Below are 17,566 nucleotides of genomic sequence, written 5' to 3'. Positions count from 1 at the left end.
CTCGACCACAGAAACGCAGCGGTTCGCTAGGCAGCCCCGACGACACGCCGACGCCGGCGCCACGGCTCGCCGTGCACGCCGCACCGCAGCAAACGCTCGAGCGTCAGTCCCAGCCGAAGCCCCGCGACCAAGGGAGTTCACATGCGTATAGCCCGGACGCGTTCCGGTTCGATCAAAAGCCGCCAGCGCGAAGAGGCCATGGGCAGGCCATCCTCAATTCTGATCGTCGGTGGCGGATTCGCCGGATTCGAATGCGCACGCCGACTGAGCAAGCTGCTGCAGCGGCACCGCGCCGACGCGACCGTGACCCTGATCTCGCCCGTCGACTACCTGCTGTACACACCGCTGTTGCCCGAAGTCGCCGGTGGGGCAATCGACCCGCGCTTCGCGACGGTGCCCTTGATCGACATACTGCCAGGGGTCCGGGTGTTTCGGGCGTATGTCGATTCGGTGGACTTGTCTGCACGTTCGCTGCACTGTCGCGACCAGGAGAACACTACCCACGAGCTCTCCTGGGATCGGCTCGTCCTGACGCCCGGCTCGATCAGCCGCCTGTTCGACATTCCGGGATTGGCCGAACATGCCCGCGGCCTTAAGTCGATATCACAGGCGCTCTACTTGCGCGACCACATCATCGAGCAGTTCGAACTGGCGCGCATCGACAGTGACCGTGAACGCGCGAACGCACGCAAAACGATTGTGGTCGTGGGATCTTCCTATTCCGGAACGGAACTCATCGCACAACTCTGCGCGATGGCCGCGGTGGCGGCACACGACTTCAGATTCGAGCCCGGCGATGTCCGGTTGATACTCATCGAACGCTCAGGCAGGTTGATGCCCGAACTCGGCCCCGAGTTGGCCGCGCGAGCCGAGCACGTGCTGAGAGGACGCGGCGTGCAGATCCTCACCGGTGTCACCCTTTCCCGCGTTGCGGCCGATCATGTTGTTCTCAGCGACGGGACCCGCATCGGCACCTACACCGTCGCATGGGTCGCAGGCGTGGTCGCGAGTCCACTCATCGCGGCGACGGGGCTGCCCACCGAAAAGGGCCGACTCAAGGTCGGATCGGATCTGCAGGTGCCCGGCTTCGAAGGCGTTTACGCCGGCGGTGACGCCGCGGCGGTACCCGATGCCACAAACCCGGGGAAGATAACGCCGCCAACAGCACAACATGCAAACCGGCAGGGCAAAGTCCTCGCCCGAAACGTCGCCGCCAGTCTGGGCCATGGCAGAGCACGCAAGTACCGGCACCGCGACCTGGGAACTGTTGTCGACTTGGGCCCCGGGTTCGCTGTGGCAAATCCGCTGAACATTCAGTTGTCCGGTTTCGCCGCGAAGCTGGTTACCCGGCTGTATCACCTATACGCAATACCCCGTAACGCGAATCGGTGGGCCGTTGCATTGGGATACGTCACCAGCGCTGTGTTTGCCCGGCCGTTGGTATCGATCGGTTTAGCCCAAGCGTCGCTGGCTCGATTCTCGGCCAGCGAGGAATTCATGACAGCGACCCCGGACCTGTACCCGAGTGACGAACAAATGTACGCCGATGAGCTTCGCTACCAAAGGGCGTCCGCCGAGGCGACCGCTTTGCCCCCGCACAGCAGCTGAGCCGATTCCCGGTGTGCGACGGCGGAGTTGTCCAAGTTCAGACGGCACGATGCGCAAGCTGACGGGTCGAGACTCTGAACTGCATGCGAACCTCACCTGTCCGCCGTTCCCCGCTTCGGGGGCCTCAGGCCGACCGGTGTAACTGCAATTCCACCAGCGGCAGGCCCGCGCCGTCGTCGCCAATCGGCTGGCCGAGCGTGTCTTCCGGCACTGGCTTCAGAACCGACCAGGCGTGCCCGCATGGTTCGCCGCCGACCCACCGCCGCGCATACCGACAGTGATGATGATCGGTGCCCAGCTGAACAGCCCCGCCGACTGGCTGCGCGCCGGCGGGGCGGTGCAAACCGTCGACGAGTTCGTGGCGATACACGGAGGCAACGCACCGGTATTTGTCTTCGTCGATCCCACCGGCGCATTCGGCAACGACACCGAATGCGTCAATGGTCCCCGCGGCAACGCCTCTTTGCATCTCACCAAAGACGTGGTGCCATACATGATCTCCAATGTCGGTGTCGGGCCCAACTCGGGTGACAAGACCCAGACCATCACTCGATTGTTCGGCGGCGACGCCGACGCGTGGGCCGGCTTCGACCCAGCGACGGTGATCGCAAGGCACGGCCAATATCGTGCAGTATCAGGGCTTTTCGAGGTCGGCTCCCCTGACATCGGCGCAGACAACCGCGATGCGGCCAACCCCGAGGGCCAGGACCGCGCAGCAGCCGCGCTGGCGACGCTGGGCGCCGCCCACGGTATCGCGTGCTCGGTGATGGAACTGCCCGGCCGACACGACTGGCCGTTCGCAGCCTATGCGCTACGCGCGGCGCTGCCGTGGCTCGCCGGCCAATTGCACACCCCCGGGGTACCAGCCATCGCGCTGCGAGGGAAACCCGCTATGGCACTGCATCCGACCGTGTGTGAGCCACCGCTACTCGAATTCTTGTCGGTGCGCCGTGAAACACTCTGTGGCACAAACTTGTTCGCAGAGACCGCCCATGGGTATCAATCGCCGCGAAACCAGACTGCGCCTGGTCCACGCCGCCGCCGAAGGGCAGCCCTCGGCCGAAATCCCGCCGCCCGCAGAAAGTTTCCACCCTTGCACCCGACCACACACACCTACCTGACCACTGCGCTCACCCTCGCCTGTCGCAGCCAAGGCGATGTGGTCACTCTGCTCGCTTATACCGGCATGTGATTAGGCGGTCACCCAAGTGGGCGGCAAGCTCGTCGAGGGCAACCCCGAGTCGTCGGCAGGCCGGCGACTACCTCACCGCTGAGTTCTCGGCTCGGGCTGCCGCGCCAAGCCATGGTCGAGATCGGGGGCCCAACGCTGCGGGTGCACGATCTTCTACACACCTACGCATCTTTGGCGCGCCGGGGCCCGGAGCCGATCTGCGGCCGCGACAGAAGACGATGGGCACGCCTCGATTACGGTGACCGCACACATCTACGCCGATTTCCACGACGACGAAGTCGACGAAGTCGCTTCAGCTTTAGACGCACTCGACGACCGGCAGTCCGACGAACGCTTGAGAATTCTGGCCCTACCTTGGCCGTGAACCGCCTCAGTTGGCTTCAGAGCAGGCGACCATGACCGCTGAAAAGCGGGCCCTCTAGCTGGGATTTTGTATTGTGGTCCCGACTGGGATCGAACCAGTGACCTTCCGCGTGTGAGGCGGACGCTCTCCCCCTGAGCTACGAGACCGGGGAGCCCGACCGAACAGGTCGAACGACGTCGAAGACTAGCACGCGGGGACTCGCAACCCGAATTCGTTAACCACACCGCTGCGCTCGGAGAGCTCCCCGTCGTGACTAACGGGTGGGGATGTCCGGCGAGCCGTACCGGCTGTTCTGACCGCCGATGATCACGGATTTGTGCGGCCACACTTTGGTGGACTATCGTCGTGCTTCGCGACGGGCGACGTGTCGTTCGTGGCGCGCGGATGTAGCGCAGTTGGTAGCGCATCACCTTGCCAAGGTGAGGGTCGCGGGTTCGAATCCCGTCATCCGCTCGAGGTGCAGTCGCATCAACCCCAGCGGTGGAGTGGCCGAGTGGTGAGGCAACGGCCTGCAAAGCCGTGCACACGGGTTCGATTCCCGTCTCCACCTCCATGTTGGACCCGCGCGATTAGCTCAGCGGGAGAGCGCTTCCCTGACACGGAAGAGGTCACTGGTTCAATCCCAGTATCGCGCACCACAGTTTTCGCAGCTCAGGCCCTGTTTCTGAGGGCTGTAGCCCAGCACCCGTCCGGAATGCTTGGCCGAGGCTATGCCCGACGTCGAGCTAGAACCTCTTCACGCAAGTCCCGATTACGAACCCGGGTCGTGATCGAAATCGACGGCGACGACCCGTCCGTGTACGCGCCTCCGCATGGCGACGTGCACCTCCTGTGCGGACACTGCGGCTTCACCATGGTGCAGCAGTTGCACTCCGCTGACCAGATCCCGAACGACACCCCGCCGGGAGTGACGTTCATGTGCCAGAAATGCCGCAAATACAGTCTGCTGCGAACATCGCGTGAGACGTAGGACGCTTGACGGCCCGCACCGCAGACGATTCACAATCGCATACGTCGCAAGCACATTCGGCCGACGCGCCACAGTTTGGCAACGAACCACGTGTTTGTCGCGTCCGCTCAGGCCTTGCGTCCAGAATGGACTCGACTGGTCTGATCGCCTGGAGCACACATGAAGCCCTACGGCTGTCCCCGCCAGTGCGACTGCCACCATCCGGGTGAATGCTTTTTCAACCAAACCGCACCCGAGCGGCCGAGTTTCGCGGTGGTGTGGATCGTGGGCGCGCTCGCCGTCGCGGCGGGGTTGGCCGTCGTTCTCGTCTTCCTGCTGTAACCCCACCCGGTTCACCCGATTGTTTGCTGCCACTTCGGGTAATTTCGACAGACATGCGGCTAGCGGGAGCCTTCTTCGCCAACAAGGCCGAGGTCGTCGACGACATGCTCAACGTCGAGGGCGGCTTCTGGGCGAGCACCACCGTCCCCGCCGGCGCGACCAGCTTCCAGTCGAGTTGCGTCGTGCTGTGCGACACCCGGCGCCGCGACATCGGCAGCCACTACACCCTGCACGTCGACGCACTGGGCCCGACGGGTCAGCGTTGGGCGCCGGCCTGGTCGACGAGTTTCCAATTGCCCAGCGCCATGAAATTCATGGTGCTCACCCAGTTGGCGCTTCCGGTGGAGCCCGGCGGAGGCCGACATGTCTACAGCTTCCGGCTCGACGGCAGCCACGAGCGGTTCGACATTCCTCTCGACGTCGTCGTCCGCTGACCAGCCGGAAACTGTTCACCGGCAAGAGCGCAACCGCTAGGCTTCGCGGAGACCAACCGGTCACGACGACCAGAGGGTGGGACATGATTCGTGTACTTCTCGCCGCCGCCGCGATCGCGGGCGCCGCGCTCAGCACGGCACCGGCCGCGTTCGCCGACAACGGCGACAACATGTATTTCGACAAACCCACGCACTACGACAACGACGTGCCGGGCATGAATTACGACGCCCACCTCAGCGCGCCGTGCGACAACATGGAGTTGTTCACCTTTGGCCGCGGCCCCGGCGGCGAGGCCCTGCAATGCCGGTGGATCGAGAACCAGTGGCCGCCGGTCTACACCGGGTTCTGGGTGTCGACGTACGAATTGTTCGGCGTGCAAGAGGTCGGCTCGCCGTGCCCGAAGCCGCAAGCCGCGGCCCAGGCTCCCGACGGACGTCCGTTGCTGTGCCTCGGCGGCCAAGGTTGGCAGCCAGGCTTCTTCACCCGTGAGGGTTTCTTCCCGCGGTAACCGCCGTTATGCGCCGCGCAGCGTTCGACTCGGCGGAGTCCCGAACGCCTCGCGGTAGGCGATGCTGAACCGGCCCGCGTGGCTGAACCGCCAACGCCCGGCGATCGCCATCACGGTGTCCACGGACGGGTCGGCGGCCAGCAGATCCCGATGCGCCCTGTCGAGGCGGACTTTGCGCAGATACTCCAGCGGCGTCGTACCGAGATGACGACGAAACGTGTATTGCACCGACCGCGGGGTGACGTTGATGGCGGCCGCGATGTCGCTCAGACCGATGTCCCGGTGAGCGTTTTCGTGGATGAACGCGATTGCCCGGCGCAGCGTGCGAGGCTGCGCAGCAGAGTGTTCGACATGGTTCCGCATTAGCCGTCTGATACCCGGAGACCGCCATCCCAAACCGGCTTCCTCGCCGCCCGCGGACCGTCAACCAAAGGTTGACGAACCGCAACCGTCAACCTAGAGTTGACGGCATGACCGAGCCAGTCAAAATCACCAACCCCGTCCGCCTCGACGACCTCATCACCGCGATCAAGACGGCCCACGACGAACCGCTCGATCAACTCACCGACGCGGTCATCGCCGCCGACGCCCTCGGCGACATCGCCGACCACCTGATCGGCCACTTCGTCGACCAAGCCCGCAAGTCCGGCGCCTCGTGGACCGAGATCGGCAAGTGCATGGGGGTGACCAAGCAGGCCGCCCAGAAGCGGTTCGTGCCCAAGGCGGACGCGTTACTGGACCCGAATGCCGGGTTCGGCCGATTCACGCCCCGCGCCCGCAACGTGATCGTCGTCGCGCAGAACAAGGCGGGCGAAGCAGGTAACAACGAGATCGGCACCGACCATCTGGTCCTCGGCCTGTTCGCAGACCCCGACGGCCTGGCCGCCAAGCTGCTGGCCGGGCAGGGCATCGACGCCGACACCGTGATCAAGGCCATCACGCTGCCGCCGCGCGCCGACAACGTGCCCACCCTGATCCCGTTCAACGGACAGGCCAAGAAAGCGTTGGAACTGACCTTCCGCCAAGCACTTCGGTTGGGCCACAACTACGTCGGCACCGAACACATTCTGCTGGCACTGTATGAAGTCGAGGACGACGACGGCACGCTGCACCGGGTCGGTGTCGACCGGGACCGCTTCGAGCGCGAACTGGTGGCCGCACTCGAGTCGCTGACGAAAGGCTGATCTCACGTCCGCGACCGTCGCGACGTCTTCATGATGTGAGGGTGCGACCGTTCGAGGACGTGGTGGCCGAGCACGGGGCGACCGTGCTGCGCGTCTGCCGGGCCGTCCTCGGCCCTACCGACGCCGAGGACGCCTGGTCGGAGACGTTCCTTTCGGCGCTGCGCGCGTACCCGGAGCTGCCCGCCGACGCCAACGTCGAGGCCTGGCTGGTCACGATCGCCCACCGCCGCGCCGTCGACGTCGGGCGCGCCCGCTCGCGGCGCCCCACGCCCACCGACACCCTGCCCGAACGTCCCGCCGCCCACGCTGATCCCGCGGCGCGCGACCCCGACCTGTGGGCCGCGCTGCAGCGGCTACCGGCCAAACAACGTCAGGCGCTGGCCTACCACCACATCGCGGGCCTGCCGTTCGCCGAAATCGCCGAACTGCTCGGCAACTCCCCCGACGCCGCGCGCCGAGCCGCCGCCGACGGACTCAAGACTCTCCGGAAGTACTATCGCGAGGACGAAACAGCATGACCGCCAACCTTTTTGACGAGCTGGCCGCCGACGACGGCGCGCTGACCCGGCTGCACCAGCGGCTCGAACGCGACGCCGACGCCGCCGATCTGCTCGACATCGCCTACCGCACCCTCGACACCCCGGTGGGCACGCTGCTGCTGGCGGCCACCACCGCCGGATTGGTCCGGGTGGCCTATGACGTCGAAGGGCACGACGCGGTGCTGCACGCTCTCGCCGAACGGATCAGCCCGCGGGTGCTGCGCGCACCGGCACGGTTGGACGCCGTGGCGCGGCAGATCGACGAATATTTCGCCAAGCAGCGCACCGCCTTCGACGTGCCCGTCGACCTGCGGCTGGCAGACGGCTTCCGCCGCAACGTGATCGAACATTTGCGCGAGATCGGCTACGGCCACCGCGAGAGCTATGCGACGGTGGCCGCCGCGATCGGAAACCCGAAGGCGGTCCGTGCCGTCGGCACGGCGTGCGCACACAACCCGCTGCCGGTGGTGATCCCCTGCCATCGCGTCGTGCGGTCGGACGGGGCGACGGGCCAGTATGTCGGCGGGCCGGTGGCCAAGTCGACACTGCTGGATCTCGAGGCCGCCTGACGGCGGGAATGAATACGCGGGCCCGACGGTAGATGTAGGTCATGAAACTCAACGACGCCGCCCGCGAACTCATCGGCGAGGGCACCGACGCGACACTTGTCACGATCAACCCCGACGGCAGCCCGCAGGCCACCGTCGTCTGGGTGGCTCTGGAATCGACACCCGACGGCGACGAACTGGTCGCCGCGCACCTGCACGAGTACCAGAAAACCCGCAACATCCGCCGCGACCCGCGGGTGGCCGTCACGATCCTGTCGACCAAGCACCCGGGTCAGCAGACGCCCTACCTGGCGATCACCGGGACCGCGCGCATCGTCGAAGGCGGCGCGCCCGCGCTGCTGAAGAAACTGGCCAGGGTGATGCTCGGCAGCGACGAGCATTTCCCGCCGCCAAACGCCCCGGAAGGTCTGCTCACCCGCATCCGGATCGACAAGGTCGGCGGCCTCGGGGTCGCGGCGTCCTGACGCCCAACTGGCTGTAACACGTTTCAGTTTGTGCCATCATGCGTTGATGCGCCGCTGCCTCGTGCTCCTCGTCGCCCTGCTGGCGGCCGTCGTCGGTTTCTCGGCTCCCCCTGCCTCGGCGGAGGGCACGCCGATCGGCAACATCGGCCAGACGCTGCGTGTCGAGTTCAAGGGCATCGTGGCCGACGTGACCGTGCATGACGTGTTGCCGGTCGATCCCCCGCCGCCGGGCTACGTGGCGACCGGTTCGCCGCGGTGGATCAACCAGGGCGGCCCGTGGAAGGCGCCGATCACCATCCACACCATCCAGGCGCCCAACCCGTACGCGATGGCGGTCGCGTTCGCGTTCAACGGGGTCACCCCGTACGCCGATGCGTATGTGCCCAAGCACACCGATGCGCCCGACTCTCTGGAACACGCGCTGACGAACGCGCCGCCGGGGTCGACGGTCAACGGCGCGGTCTACTGGCAGGTGTACCGCGCGCTGGTGACCAACGTCGTGTTGATCAACCCGTCGACGGGTACGCACCTGGCGCAGTGGAATCTGTGGCAGCCGGGGGCACCGCTACCGTAGAGCCGTGTCGATTGACGTCACCGCGGCCGTCGAGGCCGACCTGCCCGAGTTGGCCGATGTCGCCGCCGTCACGTTCCCGCTGGCCTGCCCACCCGAGGCGACGCAGGAGAACATCGCGGCCTTCATCGCCGAGAACCTCTCGCAGGCCCGGTTCCGGGAGTACCTGGCCGATCCGGACCGGGCAGTGCTGGCGGCACGCTTCGAGGACCGAATTGCGGGTTACGCCATGCTGATTCGCGGCGTGCCCGACGATGACGATGTGCAGCGGGCGGTGACGCTGCGTCCCGCCGTCGAGCTGTCCAAGATCTACGTGCTGGCCGACAGCCACGGCGCGGGCGTGTCCGCGGCGCTGATGACCGCGGCAGTGCAGTACGCGGCCGAACACGATGCGAAATGCGTGTGGCTGGGTGTCAACCAGCAGAACCGGCGCGCGCAGCGGTTTTACGCCAAGCACGGGTTTACCGTGAACGGCACCAAGACATTTCAGTTGGGCGCCGGCGTCGAGAACGACTACGTGATGGTGCGCCCACTCCCCTAGCGTTCCCAGCGCTAGCAGACGCAAACTCGCACATTTTCGCCGAAGTTTGTGCGAGTTTATGTCTGCTCGCCGGAAGTCTGGCCGGCAGTTTGGCCGGCCGCTGTCAACGCCAACAGGCGCGACGTTGCCCGCAGATACTTCTTCCGGAAACCGCCCGCCAGCATCTCCGCGGAGAAGATGGTGTCCAGTTTGGTGCCCGACGCCACCACCGGAGTGCCCGCGTCGTAGAGCCGATCGGTCAGCGACACCAACCGCAACGCGACGTTCTGATCGTCGATCGGATGCACCCCGGTGATGAACACCGCGGTGACACCCTCGATCAGGGTCAGATAGCGCGACGGGTGCATGGTCGCCAGGTGCTTGCACAGCGCGTCGAAATCGTCGAGCGTCGCGCCCGGCACCGCGGCGGCCCGCGACGCGACTTCCGCATCGCTCGGCGGCACGGGTGCGGGCGGCAGGTCGCGGTGCCGGTAATCCGGCCCGTCAATCCGCACCGACGTGAAAATGCTTGCCAGCGCGTGGATTTCACGTAAGAAGTCCTGCACGGCGAAGCGGCCCTCACCGAGCTGATCGGGCAGCGTGTTCGACGTCGCAGCGACGGACACCCCGCGCGCCACCAACTCCGAGAGGAGCCGCGAGATCAGCGTGGTGTTGCCCGGGTCGTCGAGCTCGAACTCGTCGATGCACACCGCGGTGTAATCGGCCAGCAGCTCGATGCATTCGACGAAGCCGAACACCCCGGCCAGTTGCGTCATCTCGCCGAACGTCGCGAATGCCTTGGGCCCGGGAAGCTCGAAATACGACGACGCCAGCAGATGCGTCTTCCCGACGCCGAACCCGCCGTCGAGGTAGATGCCCACCCCGGGCAGCGTCTCGCGCCTGCCGAAGAGTTTCTTCTTGCCCGCCCGCCGCTCGACGGCCTGCTCGCAGAACTGCCGGCAGGCCTGCACTGCCGACGCCTGCGTCGGCTCGGCGGGATCGGGTTTGTAGGTCTCGAAGCTGACGTCGGAGAATGTCGGCGGCGGAATCAACTGGGCGATCAAACGCTCGGGTGTGACGCTGGGGTGCCGATCGACCAGATGCGCCACCCCGCTGGACCCGTGCATGCACGCACCTTAGCGACGTGCTGCAATTCTGCGTATGCCTGCCGACGTTGCCGGGATACAGCTCACAGTGCTCGGCTCCACCGAATCGGTGGACGAGAGACGACTCGCCGACTTCTACGCCTATCCCGACGGTCTTCAGTCGTGTTGGGTGCGCGGCAACATGATCGCGAGCCTGGACGGCGGCGCCACCGACGACGGAAAGGCCGGTGGGCTCGCCGGCGCCGGGGATCGTGCGGTCTTCGCGCTGATGCGGCACGCCGCCGACGTGATCCTGGTCGGCGCCGCCACAGTGCGTGTCGAGAACTACTCCGGCGCGCAGCTATCGGTCTCCGCTCGACAGCAGCGGCAGCGCCGCGGCCAGGCCGAGGTGCCGCCGATCGCCGTCGTCACCCAGTCCGGCGACCTGGACCCGGCGGCGTTGTTGTTCACCCGCACCGAGGTGCCGCCGTTGATCCTGACCAGCGGCCGGTCCGTCGATGCCACGCGGCGCAGACTCGGCTCGGTGGCCGAGGTCATCGACGCGTCAGGTCCGCAGTCAGACAGCGTCGACGGCGCCACCGTGCTGAACATCTTCGCCGACCGCGGCCTGTACCGAGTGCTGTCCGAGGGCGGTCCGCTGTTCCTCGGCTCGCTGATCGCAGACGGTCTGCTCGACGAGCTGTGCCTGACCATCGCGCCGATCCTCGTCGGCGGCGCGGCCCAGCGCATCGCCACCGGTCCGGGCCAGGTGCGCACCAGGATGCGTCGCACCCATCTGCTCACCGACGACGACGGCTACCTCTACACCCGCTACGTCAAAGGGGTGTGACCCAACCATCAGTACCCTGGTCGGCATGCGTCGGCGTCGTCACCTCGCCCAGGCCATGAGCCTGGCAACCGCCTTGGCCTTCGTCGCCGCGTGCGCACCAGGCCTTGCCGCCAATCCCCGCTACGCCACCGACGCGGGTGCGCATCCTCAGGGGGCGCCACAGACCACGAAGGCGGCGTCCGGCCCGCCGCCGATCGAGGCGCCGAAGAACGACCTGTCGTGGCGCGACTGCACGTCACGCGTATTCAGCGAGGCCGCCGTCCAGGCGATTCCCGGGGTGAAGCTGGACTGCGCCAGCTATGACGCCGACCTCGACCCGATCAACGGCGCCACCGGAACGGTCAGCATCGGCGTCGTGCGGGCCACGTCCGTGCAGACGCCCAAGGATGCCGGGCCGCTGGTGATGACCACCGGATCGGACCTGCCGTCGTCGACGCAGTTACCGGTGTGGCTGAACCGCGCCGGCGCCGACGTGCTCAAGTCGCATCCGATCGTGGCGGTCGACCGCCGCGGCACCGGCATGTCGGGGGCACTGGACTGCCGCGACCTCTACGACCGCCAGGAGATGATCGACCAGGCGCAGTTCCAGTCCGGCGACGACCCGGTCGCCAACCTCGGCGCGATCACGCAGACTGCCACCACCAGTTGCACCGATACCATCGCGCCGGGCGACTCCGCATACGACAACTCGCACGCCGCCGAGGACATCGAGCGGTTGCGCAGCACCTGGGACGTGCCGACTATCGCGCTGTTGGGTGTCGGCAACGGCGCGCAGGTCGCACTCGCGTACGCCGGCTCGCATCCGAACAAGGTGGCCCGGCTGGTGCTGGACTCGCCGCTGCCGCTGGGCATCGCAGCCGAGGCCGCGACCGAGCAGCGGGTGAAGGGTGAACAGGCCGCGTTGGACGCCTGGGCCGCGCAATGTCTGGCCACCAACTGCCCGCTGGCGCCGGATCCCAAGGGCGCGATCGACGCGCTGCTGGATTCGGCACGAAACGGCGGCGGGCCGGGCGGCGCGTCGGTGTCGGCGGTCGCCGACGCGATTTCGACGGCGCTGGCCTATCCGCGAGGCGACCGCGTCAACTCCGGTAACGACCTGGCTGCGGCCGTCGCGGCGGCGCGGGCCGGCGATACGAACCAGATGACCAACCTCATCACCGCCGCCGAGAACCTGCGCCAGACCGACGGCCAGTTCGTCAACGGCTGCAGCGACGCGCTGAACCGGCCGACCCCGGACCGGGTCCGCGAGTTGGTGGTCGCCTGGCCCAAGCTCTATCCGCAGTTCGGGGCCGTCGGCGCGCTCAGCCTGGTCAAGTGCTTGAACTGGCCGAGCGGTTCGGCGCCGCAGGACCCGAAGAACCTGAAGATCCCGGTGATGCTGCTTGGCGTGCAGAACGATCCGATCGTCGGCAACGAGGGCGTGGCGGCGGTCGGCGCGACCATGATCAACGCGGGCACCACCAGCAAGCGGGTGATGTGGCAGGGCATCGGGCACGGCGCCAGCATCTACTCGGAGTGCGCGCTGCCGCCGGTGATCGGCTACCTCAATAGCGGTAACCTGCCACCCACCGACACCTACTGCCCGGCCTGACACGGGCCTGCGGGTTGATCGGTGTACGGTGCGCTGGTGGCGGCTCTTGACTCCATTCGAACCGGCCTGTTGAAGGCGTTCGCGCCCCGAACCTCAGCGCCAAGCGTCGCAGTCGTGCTGCGGTCCATCCTGTGGCCGGTGGCGATCCTGATGATCATCCACCGCAGCTACGTGTTGGCCACCAACGGCTACATCACCGATGACTACGGTCCGGTGTACCGCGCGGTCGTCAACTTCAAAAAGGGCTGGGACATCTACAACGAGCACTTCGATTACGTGGACCCGCACTACCTGTATCCGCCGGGTGGGACGCTGATCATGGCGCCGTTCGGCTACCTGCCCGTCGACGCGTCGCGCTACTGGTTCATCACGTTCAACACGATCGCGATCATCATCGCGGCGGTTCTGCTGGTGCAGTTGTTCAAATTCTCGTGGACGTCGGTGGCGTTGCCGGCGCTGCTCGTCGCGATGTTCTGCACCGAAAGCGTGGTCAACACACTGGTTTTCGGCAACATCAACGGTTGCATCCTGCTGCTGGAGGTGCTGTTCTTCCGGTGGCTGCTCGACGGCAAGGTCAACCACCAGTGGTGGGCCGGGGTGGCGATCGGGCTGACGCTGGTGGTCAAACCGCTGCTGGGGCCGCTGCTGTTGCTGCCGCTGCTGAACCGGCAGTGGCGCGCGCTGGTGACCGCGTTCCTGATGCCGCTGATTTTCAACGCGGTCGCGTGGCCGTTGGTCGCCGACCCGATGAACTTCGTCACCGGCACGCTGCGGTACATCTTCAAAACGCGCGACTATTTCAACAGTTCGATCGACGGCAACGGCACCTACTACGGTCTGCCACCGTGGCTGATCCTGTTGCTGCGCTTCGCGTTCCTGGCGCTGGCCGTGGTCAGCCTGTGGCTGCTGTACCGCTACTACCGCACCCGCGACCCGCTGTTCTGGATGGCGACGTCATCGGGCGTGCTGCTGATCACGTCGTATCTGGTGCTGTCGCTGGGCCAGGGCTACTACTCGATGATGCTGTTCCCGTTCCTGATGACGGTGGTGCTACCCAACTCGGTGATCCGCAATTGGCCTGCGTGGCTTGCGATCTACGGGTTCATGAGCGCCGACCGGTGGCTGCTCGGTCACTGGCCGACGACCGGGCGGTACTTGGAGTACATGAAGTTCACCTACGGCTGGTGTCTGATGCTCATCGTGGTGTTCAGCGTGCTCTACTTCCGCTATCTCGACGCCAAGGCCGACGGCCGCCTCGACGACGGCATCGACCCGGTGTGGGTGAAGCAGAAGGAGCCGGTGCCGGCTTAGTGTCTGCTGGCCTCCTGCGCCAGTTGCACACGTGAGGTGACACCTAGCTTCGAGTAGACGTGCGACAGGTGCGCCTGCACGGTACGCGGCGACACGAAGAGCCGGGTGGCAATTTGCTTGTTGCCCAGGCCGTCACAGGCCAGCCGGATTACGTCGAGTTCTGTCGGGGTCAGCGAGTCCCAGCCCTTCGTCGGCCGCCTGCGTTCACCGCGGCCTCGGCCGACGTAGGCGATCGCCTCCTCGATGGTCAGCGTTGCGCCCTCGTCCCATGCCGCTTGAAAGTCATCCTCCCCCAGGCTGTCTCGGACACCAGCGAGCCGCGTCACATGGTCAGCCTCGAATATTTTGAATCGACTGATACCCGTCTGCCGCCGGGCGGCGTCGGCCATCCCGAACAGTCGTGCTGCTTCCCGGTAACTACCCGCGTCGCCCGCGAGGTAGCCGAGAGCTTCGAACGCGTCGGGAATCATCACATAGCCGTGGCGTTCGGCGCCGAGCGCCAACGCCTCGCGGGCGTCGCGCTCGGCCTGTTCGAGTTCGCCTTGCGCGAGGGCGACGCGCGCCCGTGCCGCTAACCCCGCTACCAGTGAGATACCCGTCGACGCTGCCACGACTTCGTCCGCTAGACGGCGGGCCGCCGTGAATTCTTCACAGGCCAACAGCGGTAACGGCGCAACCACATATGTGGACACCGTCTGGGGTGTCAGTGGCGTGCGCTGCAGTGCCACTGCGTAGGCCTCGCGCGCCGCAACAGCGTCGCCCGCCGCCTGCTTGACAAGCCCTATCCCCGAGTGCACGACGCGGTCGACGAGGTCGCCGAGAGAGACCCGGAAGTTGAGGAGCACATCCAGCACCTCTTGCGCTCGGTCCACGTCGCCCTGCCAAGCCAACGCGAAGACACGGTTCAGCTGGGCGGTCAACTGGCAGAACGGATCGCGCGCCGCCGCGGCTTCTGCGAGTGCATCACGCAGTTTCTCGACCGCTTGCCTGACCTCCCCTCGGAACGTGTGAGCGTTGCAGACAGCCAGTCGGCATATCCGCGCGGTGTAGCCGTCCCCGATCGCGTCGGCGAGAGCGCTACCTTCCTGCGCCACCGCTTCGATGGCAGCATGATCTCCTACTGCCATCGCCGCCATCACCTGCCACCCGAAAACTTGACTAAGTCGCCACCGATCGTCGAGTTCGCGTGCGAGAGCGGCGGCCTCGCGAAAATCGGCTGCGGCTACATCAGCGTTCTGGGCGTGGCCCACACCGTGCGCGACGAGGGCGCTGATGATGACGTCGGAGTCTCCCGTCTGCCGCGCCAGGTTGAGCGCCTCGTCGACGATCTGTTCACCCTCGGCGACTCCGGTGAAGCACTGCAGCATGCCCTGGTAGGCAAGCGCTCGCACCCGCGCCGGATCATCCTGCGGCGCCTCTGCGGCAAGTGCGGCCGCGAGCCACGCAAGACCTTCACGATTGCGCCACCGAGAAAACCACAGCGGTAACAGTGACGTCGCGAGGCGCAGGGCGGGTTCGCTCTCGTCGTTCTCGAGACTCCAGGCGAACGCGCCCCTGAGGTTGTCGAACTCGGCTTGCACATGCTCCAGGCGCTGCGCATCGCCGACGCCCTTCGGTGAATCAAGCCCGGCGGCCAACGCGGTGTAGTAGTCGCGGTGGCGGTTGCCGATCTCGATTGTCTCACCCGATTCGCCGAGCTTCTCCAGGGCATATTGCCGCATGGTTTCCAGCAATCGGTATTGCGTTCTGCCGCTAACGTTTTCAGCTGTCAGAAGCGACTTGTCGACAAGCAGGCTGAGTAGGTCGAGCACCTGGTAGCGCTCCACTCCGTCGTCACCGGCGACGGCGTGCGCGGCCTCCAGGCCGAACCCGCCGAGGAACATCGCCAATCGACGGAACAACGCGCGCTCAGCGTCGGTCAACAACGCATGCGACCAGTCCACCGACGCGTGCAGCGTCTGCTGACGTCGCACCGCCCGGCGCGCACCGCCGGTCAGCAGTCGGAAGCGGTCGTGCAGCCCGTCCAGGATTTCGTCGAGCGTCAGCGCCCGCACCCGCGCCGCGGCCAGTTCGATGGCCAGCGGCATACCGTCGAGCCGTCGGCAGATCTCGCCCAGCGTCGCGGCATTGTCTTCGGTGACCATGAATTCCGGCTGCGCACGACGTGCCCGGTCAATGAACAGCTGGATCGCCTCGTCCTCAAGCGACAGCGACGGCACGACAAACGTCACTTCGCCCGGAATCCCAAGCGGTTCACGACTGGTCGTCAACAGTTTCAATTCCGGGCACGCGCCGAGGAGCGTCCCGATGGCCGACGCGCAGGCATCCAGCAGGTGCTCGCAGTTGTCGAGCACGATCAGCAGGTGCCGGTCACCGATGAAGCGAATCAGTGTGTCGTCGGTCGAGCGGCCCGGTTGGTCAGGCAATCCCAGTGCGCGCGCCATCGCGACAAGGACCACTTCGGGATGTGTGATCGGCGCCAGGTCGACGTACCAGACCCCATCGGGAACAGGGAGTTGGCTTGCGACTTCGATCGCCAACCGAGTCTTGCCTGCACCGCCGGCACCGGTCAATGTCACCAACCGGTTCTCGTCGAGAAGGCTTCGGACAGCGGCCATTTGAGCGCTGCGGCCGACGAAACTGGTGAGTTGCGCCGGAAGATTGTGAGCTGAAGCGACGTTCGTGACCCGCAGCGGCGGGAACTCGTTGTGTAGGTCGGGATGACACAACTGGACCACCCGCTCGGGACGGGGTAGATCCCGCAGCGGATGAGAACCGAGCTCACGCACCCACGCCCCGTCCGGAAGTCGCTCCGCCACCATCTCGTAGGTCACCCCGGACAGCACCGTTTGGCCACCGTGGGCCAAATCCCGCAGCCGCGCAGTGCGGTTGATCGTCGAACCCATGTAGTTGGCTTCGTCGCGCAACTGCACCTCGCCGGTGTGCACGCCGACGCGCAGTCGCAGCGGCGCCAGCGGCGTCAACTGCAGATCTAATGCACACCCCACCGCATCGCTGGCGCGGGCGAACGCGAGCACGAAGCTGTCCCCTTCGCCTTGTTCGACGGGACGAACGCCGTGATGCTTGGCGACGATGTCGGCGAGTACCACGTCGAGGCGGGCAACCGCGTTCGTCATCTCTTCGGACTGGCTCTGCCAAAGCCGCGTGGAGCCTTCGACGTCGGCAAGAAGCAACGTCACCATGCCCGTTGGCAGTAGATCGGTCATGCCAAGGTCGCTCCAGTCGGTCTGGCTCATGTTAGCCAGCATGAGGCTGCGGGCGCGGGGAAACATCGGCCAAATGGCCTACTCGAGCGGCGCGAGCTGGACCCACATAGGGACTTTTGCGTCTGCTCGTTAAAGAACGTTCTTTGCCAACACAACGACGGCGTGCGCGGTAACGGTCCCGATGGCCCCGTCATCTCGTACGATTGATTCGCTTTGGGGGGCGCCGCAAGGGGGGCGATGCGTATGCCGACTATTCC

The 17,566-nt window shown here is 66.1% G+C and carries 17 protein-coding genes, 4 tRNA genes and 1 pseudogene; 18 read left to right on the top strand and 4 right to left on the bottom strand.

Annotation, left to right across the window (positions count from 1 at the left end; genetic code table 11):
• The first annotated feature begins 198 nt into the window (after positions 1-198).
• Positions 199-1,608 carry an NAD(P)/FAD-dependent oxidoreductase gene (locus C1A30_RS18390; protein ID WP_101949604.1) on the top strand — a complete coding sequence of 470 codons (1,410 nt, stop codon included), beginning with the start codon at positions 199-201 and terminating at the stop codon, positions 1,606-1,608.
• Positions 1,609-1,843: 235 nt separating this feature from the next.
• Positions 1,844-2,506: pseudogene (locus C1A30_RS18385) on the top strand (esterase family protein); the annotation flags it as partial.
• Between the two features lie 732 nt (positions 2,507-3,238).
• Here the strand turns inward: C1A30_RS18385 and C1A30_RS18380 are convergent.
• Positions 3,239-3,310: transfer RNA gene (locus C1A30_RS18380), tRNA-Val, on the bottom strand.
• 234 nt (positions 3,311-3,544) lie between these two features.
• Between C1A30_RS18380 and C1A30_RS18375 the strand changes: the two genes are divergently transcribed.
• The 7 genes from C1A30_RS18375 (at position 3,545) to C1A30_RS18350 (ending at position 5,398) form a co-directional block, all read left to right on the top strand.
• Positions 3,545-3,617: transfer RNA gene (locus C1A30_RS18375), tRNA-Gly, on the top strand.
• Positions 3,618-3,643: 26 nt separating this feature from the next.
• Positions 3,644-3,717, top strand: a tRNA-Cys gene (locus C1A30_RS18370).
• A gap of 10 nt (positions 3,718-3,727) precedes the next feature.
• Positions 3,728-3,802 (top strand) — tRNA-Val (locus C1A30_RS18365).
• Between the two features lie 128 nt (positions 3,803-3,930).
• Positions 3,931-4,134 (top strand): hypothetical protein, encoded by a 204-nt coding sequence (locus C1A30_RS18360; RefSeq protein ID WP_101949602.1) that lies wholly within the window; start codon positions 3,931-3,933, stop codon positions 4,132-4,134.
• Positions 4,135-4,293: 159 nt separating this feature from the next.
• A complete protein-coding gene (locus C1A30_RS35635) occupies positions 4,294-4,455 on the top strand; it encodes a hypothetical protein (protein ID WP_160112766.1) in 162 nt (53 codons plus the stop codon).
• Positions 4,456-4,508: 53 nt separating this feature from the next.
• Positions 4,509-4,889: a hypothetical protein gene (locus C1A30_RS18355; RefSeq protein WP_101949601.1), complete on the top strand. Its 381-nt coding sequence runs from the start codon at positions 4,509-4,511 to the stop codon at positions 4,887-4,889.
• Between the two features lie 83 nt (positions 4,890-4,972).
• On the top strand, positions 4,973-5,398 hold the full coding sequence (locus tag C1A30_RS18350; protein WP_101949600.1) for a hypothetical protein: 426 nt from the start codon (positions 4,973-4,975) through the stop codon (positions 5,396-5,398).
• Positions 5,399-5,404: 6 nt separating this feature from the next.
• Here the strand turns inward: C1A30_RS18350 and C1A30_RS18345 are convergent, their stop codons facing one another.
• Positions 5,405-5,761 carry a helix-turn-helix domain-containing protein gene (locus C1A30_RS18345; protein ID WP_101949599.1) on the bottom strand — a complete coding sequence of 119 codons (357 nt, stop codon included), beginning with the start codon at positions 5,759-5,761 and terminating at the stop codon, positions 5,405-5,407.
• Between the two features lie 107 nt (positions 5,762-5,868).
• Here C1A30_RS18345 and C1A30_RS18340 point away from each other — a divergent pair, with 107 nt between their 5' ends.
• The 6 genes from C1A30_RS18340 to C1A30_RS18315 are packed head-to-tail and all read left to right on the top strand — an operon-like array spanning position 5,869 to position 9,266.
• Positions 5,869-6,582, top strand: a complete 714-nt coding sequence (locus C1A30_RS18340; protein ID WP_101949598.1) for a Clp protease N-terminal domain-containing protein — start codon at positions 5,869-5,871, stop codon at positions 6,580-6,582.
• A gap of 35 nt (positions 6,583-6,617) precedes the next feature.
• Positions 6,618-7,100: an RNA polymerase sigma factor gene (locus C1A30_RS18335; protein ID WP_235009971.1), complete on the top strand. Its 483-nt coding sequence runs from the start codon at positions 6,618-6,620 to the stop codon at positions 7,098-7,100.
• Positions 7,097-7,690: a methylated-DNA--[protein]-cysteine S-methyltransferase gene (locus tag C1A30_RS18330; RefSeq protein ID WP_101949596.1), complete on the top strand. Its 594-nt coding sequence runs from the start codon at positions 7,097-7,099 to the stop codon at positions 7,688-7,690. Before C1A30_RS18335 ends, C1A30_RS18330 begins: the two co-directional genes overlap by 4 nt.
• Positions 7,691-7,731: 41 nt before the next feature.
• Positions 7,732-8,154 (top strand): PPOX class F420-dependent oxidoreductase, encoded by a 423-nt coding sequence (locus tag C1A30_RS18325; protein WP_101949595.1) that lies wholly within the window; start codon positions 7,732-7,734, stop codon positions 8,152-8,154.
• Positions 8,155-8,200: 46 nt separating this feature from the next.
• Positions 8,201-8,728: a hypothetical protein gene (locus C1A30_RS18320; protein WP_101949594.1), complete on the top strand. Its 528-nt coding sequence runs from the start codon at positions 8,201-8,203 to the stop codon at positions 8,726-8,728.
• Between the two features lie 4 nt (positions 8,729-8,732).
• Positions 8,733-9,266, top strand: coding sequence for a GNAT family N-acetyltransferase (locus C1A30_RS18315; RefSeq protein WP_101949593.1), 534 nt, complete (start codon positions 8,733-8,735; stop codon positions 9,264-9,266).
• Positions 9,267-9,322: 56 nt separating this feature from the next.
• Here the strand turns inward: C1A30_RS18315 and zapE are convergent, their stop codons facing one another.
• Entirely contained in the window at positions 9,323-10,372 is a 1,050-nt protein-coding gene (gene zapE, locus C1A30_RS18310) for a cell division protein ZapE (protein WP_101949592.1), read from the bottom strand.
• 34 nt (positions 10,373-10,406) lie between these two features.
• Here zapE and C1A30_RS18305 point away from each other — a divergent pair, with 34 nt between their 5' ends.
• From C1A30_RS18305 to aftC, 3 genes are read left to right on the top strand one after another with little or no spacing between them, the layout of a single operon-like run.
• Positions 10,407-11,180 carry a pyrimidine reductase family protein gene (locus C1A30_RS18305; RefSeq protein WP_101949591.1) on the top strand — a complete coding sequence of 258 codons (774 nt, stop codon included), beginning with the start codon at positions 10,407-10,409 and terminating at the stop codon, positions 11,178-11,180.
• Between the two features lie 25 nt (positions 11,181-11,205).
• A complete protein-coding gene (locus C1A30_RS18300; RefSeq protein ID WP_101949590.1) occupies positions 11,206-12,771 on the top strand; it encodes an alpha/beta hydrolase in 1,566 nt (521 codons plus the stop codon).
• 21 nt (positions 12,772-12,792) lie between these two features.
• Positions 12,793-14,082 (top strand): arabinofuranan 3-O-arabinosyltransferase, encoded by a 1,290-nt coding sequence (aftC, locus tag C1A30_RS18295; RefSeq protein WP_101949589.1) that lies wholly within the window; start codon positions 12,793-12,795, stop codon positions 14,080-14,082.
• Here aftC and C1A30_RS18290 read toward each other — a convergent pair.
• Complete coding sequence (locus C1A30_RS18290; RefSeq protein ID WP_235009969.1) at positions 14,079-17,339, bottom strand: LuxR C-terminal-related transcriptional regulator; 3,261 nt, start codon at positions 17,337-17,339, stop codon at positions 14,079-14,081. The two genes, aftC and C1A30_RS18290, sit on opposite strands and share 4 nt — an antisense overlap.
• Between the last annotated feature and the right edge of the window lie 227 nt (positions 17,340-17,566).

Origin of the sequence: Mycobacterium sp. 3519A (genome assembly GCF_900240945.1) — a bacterium.
Taxonomy (GTDB): Bacteria; Actinomycetota; Actinomycetes; order Mycobacteriales; family Mycobacteriaceae; genus Mycobacterium.
Note: the sequence above shows the minus strand (reverse complement) of the source record. Positions and strands in the feature narration are given on the sequence as shown.

Bases quoted from the DNA above. Each gene is read 5' to 3' on its own strand.
- C1A30_RS18390 (WP_101949604.1), top strand. From the start codon at position 199: ATGGGCAGGCCATCCTCAATTCTGATCGTCGGTGGCGGATTCGCCGGA.
- C1A30_RS35635 (WP_160112766.1), top strand. From the start codon at position 4,294: ATGAAGCCCTACGGCTGTCCCCGCCAGTGCGACTGCCACCATCCGGGT.
- C1A30_RS18355 (WP_101949601.1), top strand. From the start codon at position 4,509: ATGCGGCTAGCGGGAGCCTTCTTCGCCAACAAGGCCGAGGTCGTCGAC.
- C1A30_RS18350 (WP_101949600.1), top strand. From the start codon at position 4,973: ATGATTCGTGTACTTCTCGCCGCCGCCGCGATCGCGGGCGCCGCGCTC.
- C1A30_RS18345 (WP_101949599.1), bottom strand. From the start codon at position 5,761: ATGCGGAACCATGTCGAACACTCTGCTGCGCAGCCTCGCACGCTGCGC.
- C1A30_RS18340 (WP_101949598.1), top strand. From the start codon at position 5,869: ATGACCGAGCCAGTCAAAATCACCAACCCCGTCCGCCTCGACGACCTC.
- C1A30_RS18330 (WP_101949596.1), top strand. From the start codon at position 7,097: ATGACCGCCAACCTTTTTGACGAGCTGGCCGCCGACGACGGCGCGCTG.
- C1A30_RS18325 (WP_101949595.1), top strand. From the start codon at position 7,732: ATGAAACTCAACGACGCCGCCCGCGAACTCATCGGCGAGGGCACCGAC.
- C1A30_RS18320 (WP_101949594.1), top strand. From the start codon at position 8,201: ATGCGCCGCTGCCTCGTGCTCCTCGTCGCCCTGCTGGCGGCCGTCGTC.
- zapE (WP_101949592.1), bottom strand. From the start codon at position 10,372: ATGCACGGGTCCAGCGGGGTGGCGCATCTGGTCGATCGGCACCCCAGC.
- C1A30_RS18305 (WP_101949591.1), top strand. From the start codon at position 10,407: ATGCCTGCCGACGTTGCCGGGATACAGCTCACAGTGCTCGGCTCCACC.
- C1A30_RS18300 (WP_101949590.1), top strand. From the start codon at position 11,206: ATGCGTCGGCGTCGTCACCTCGCCCAGGCCATGAGCCTGGCAACCGCC.
- C1A30_RS18290 (WP_235009969.1), bottom strand. From the start codon at position 17,339: ATGAGCCAGACCGACTGGAGCGACCTTGGCATGACCGATCTACTGCCA.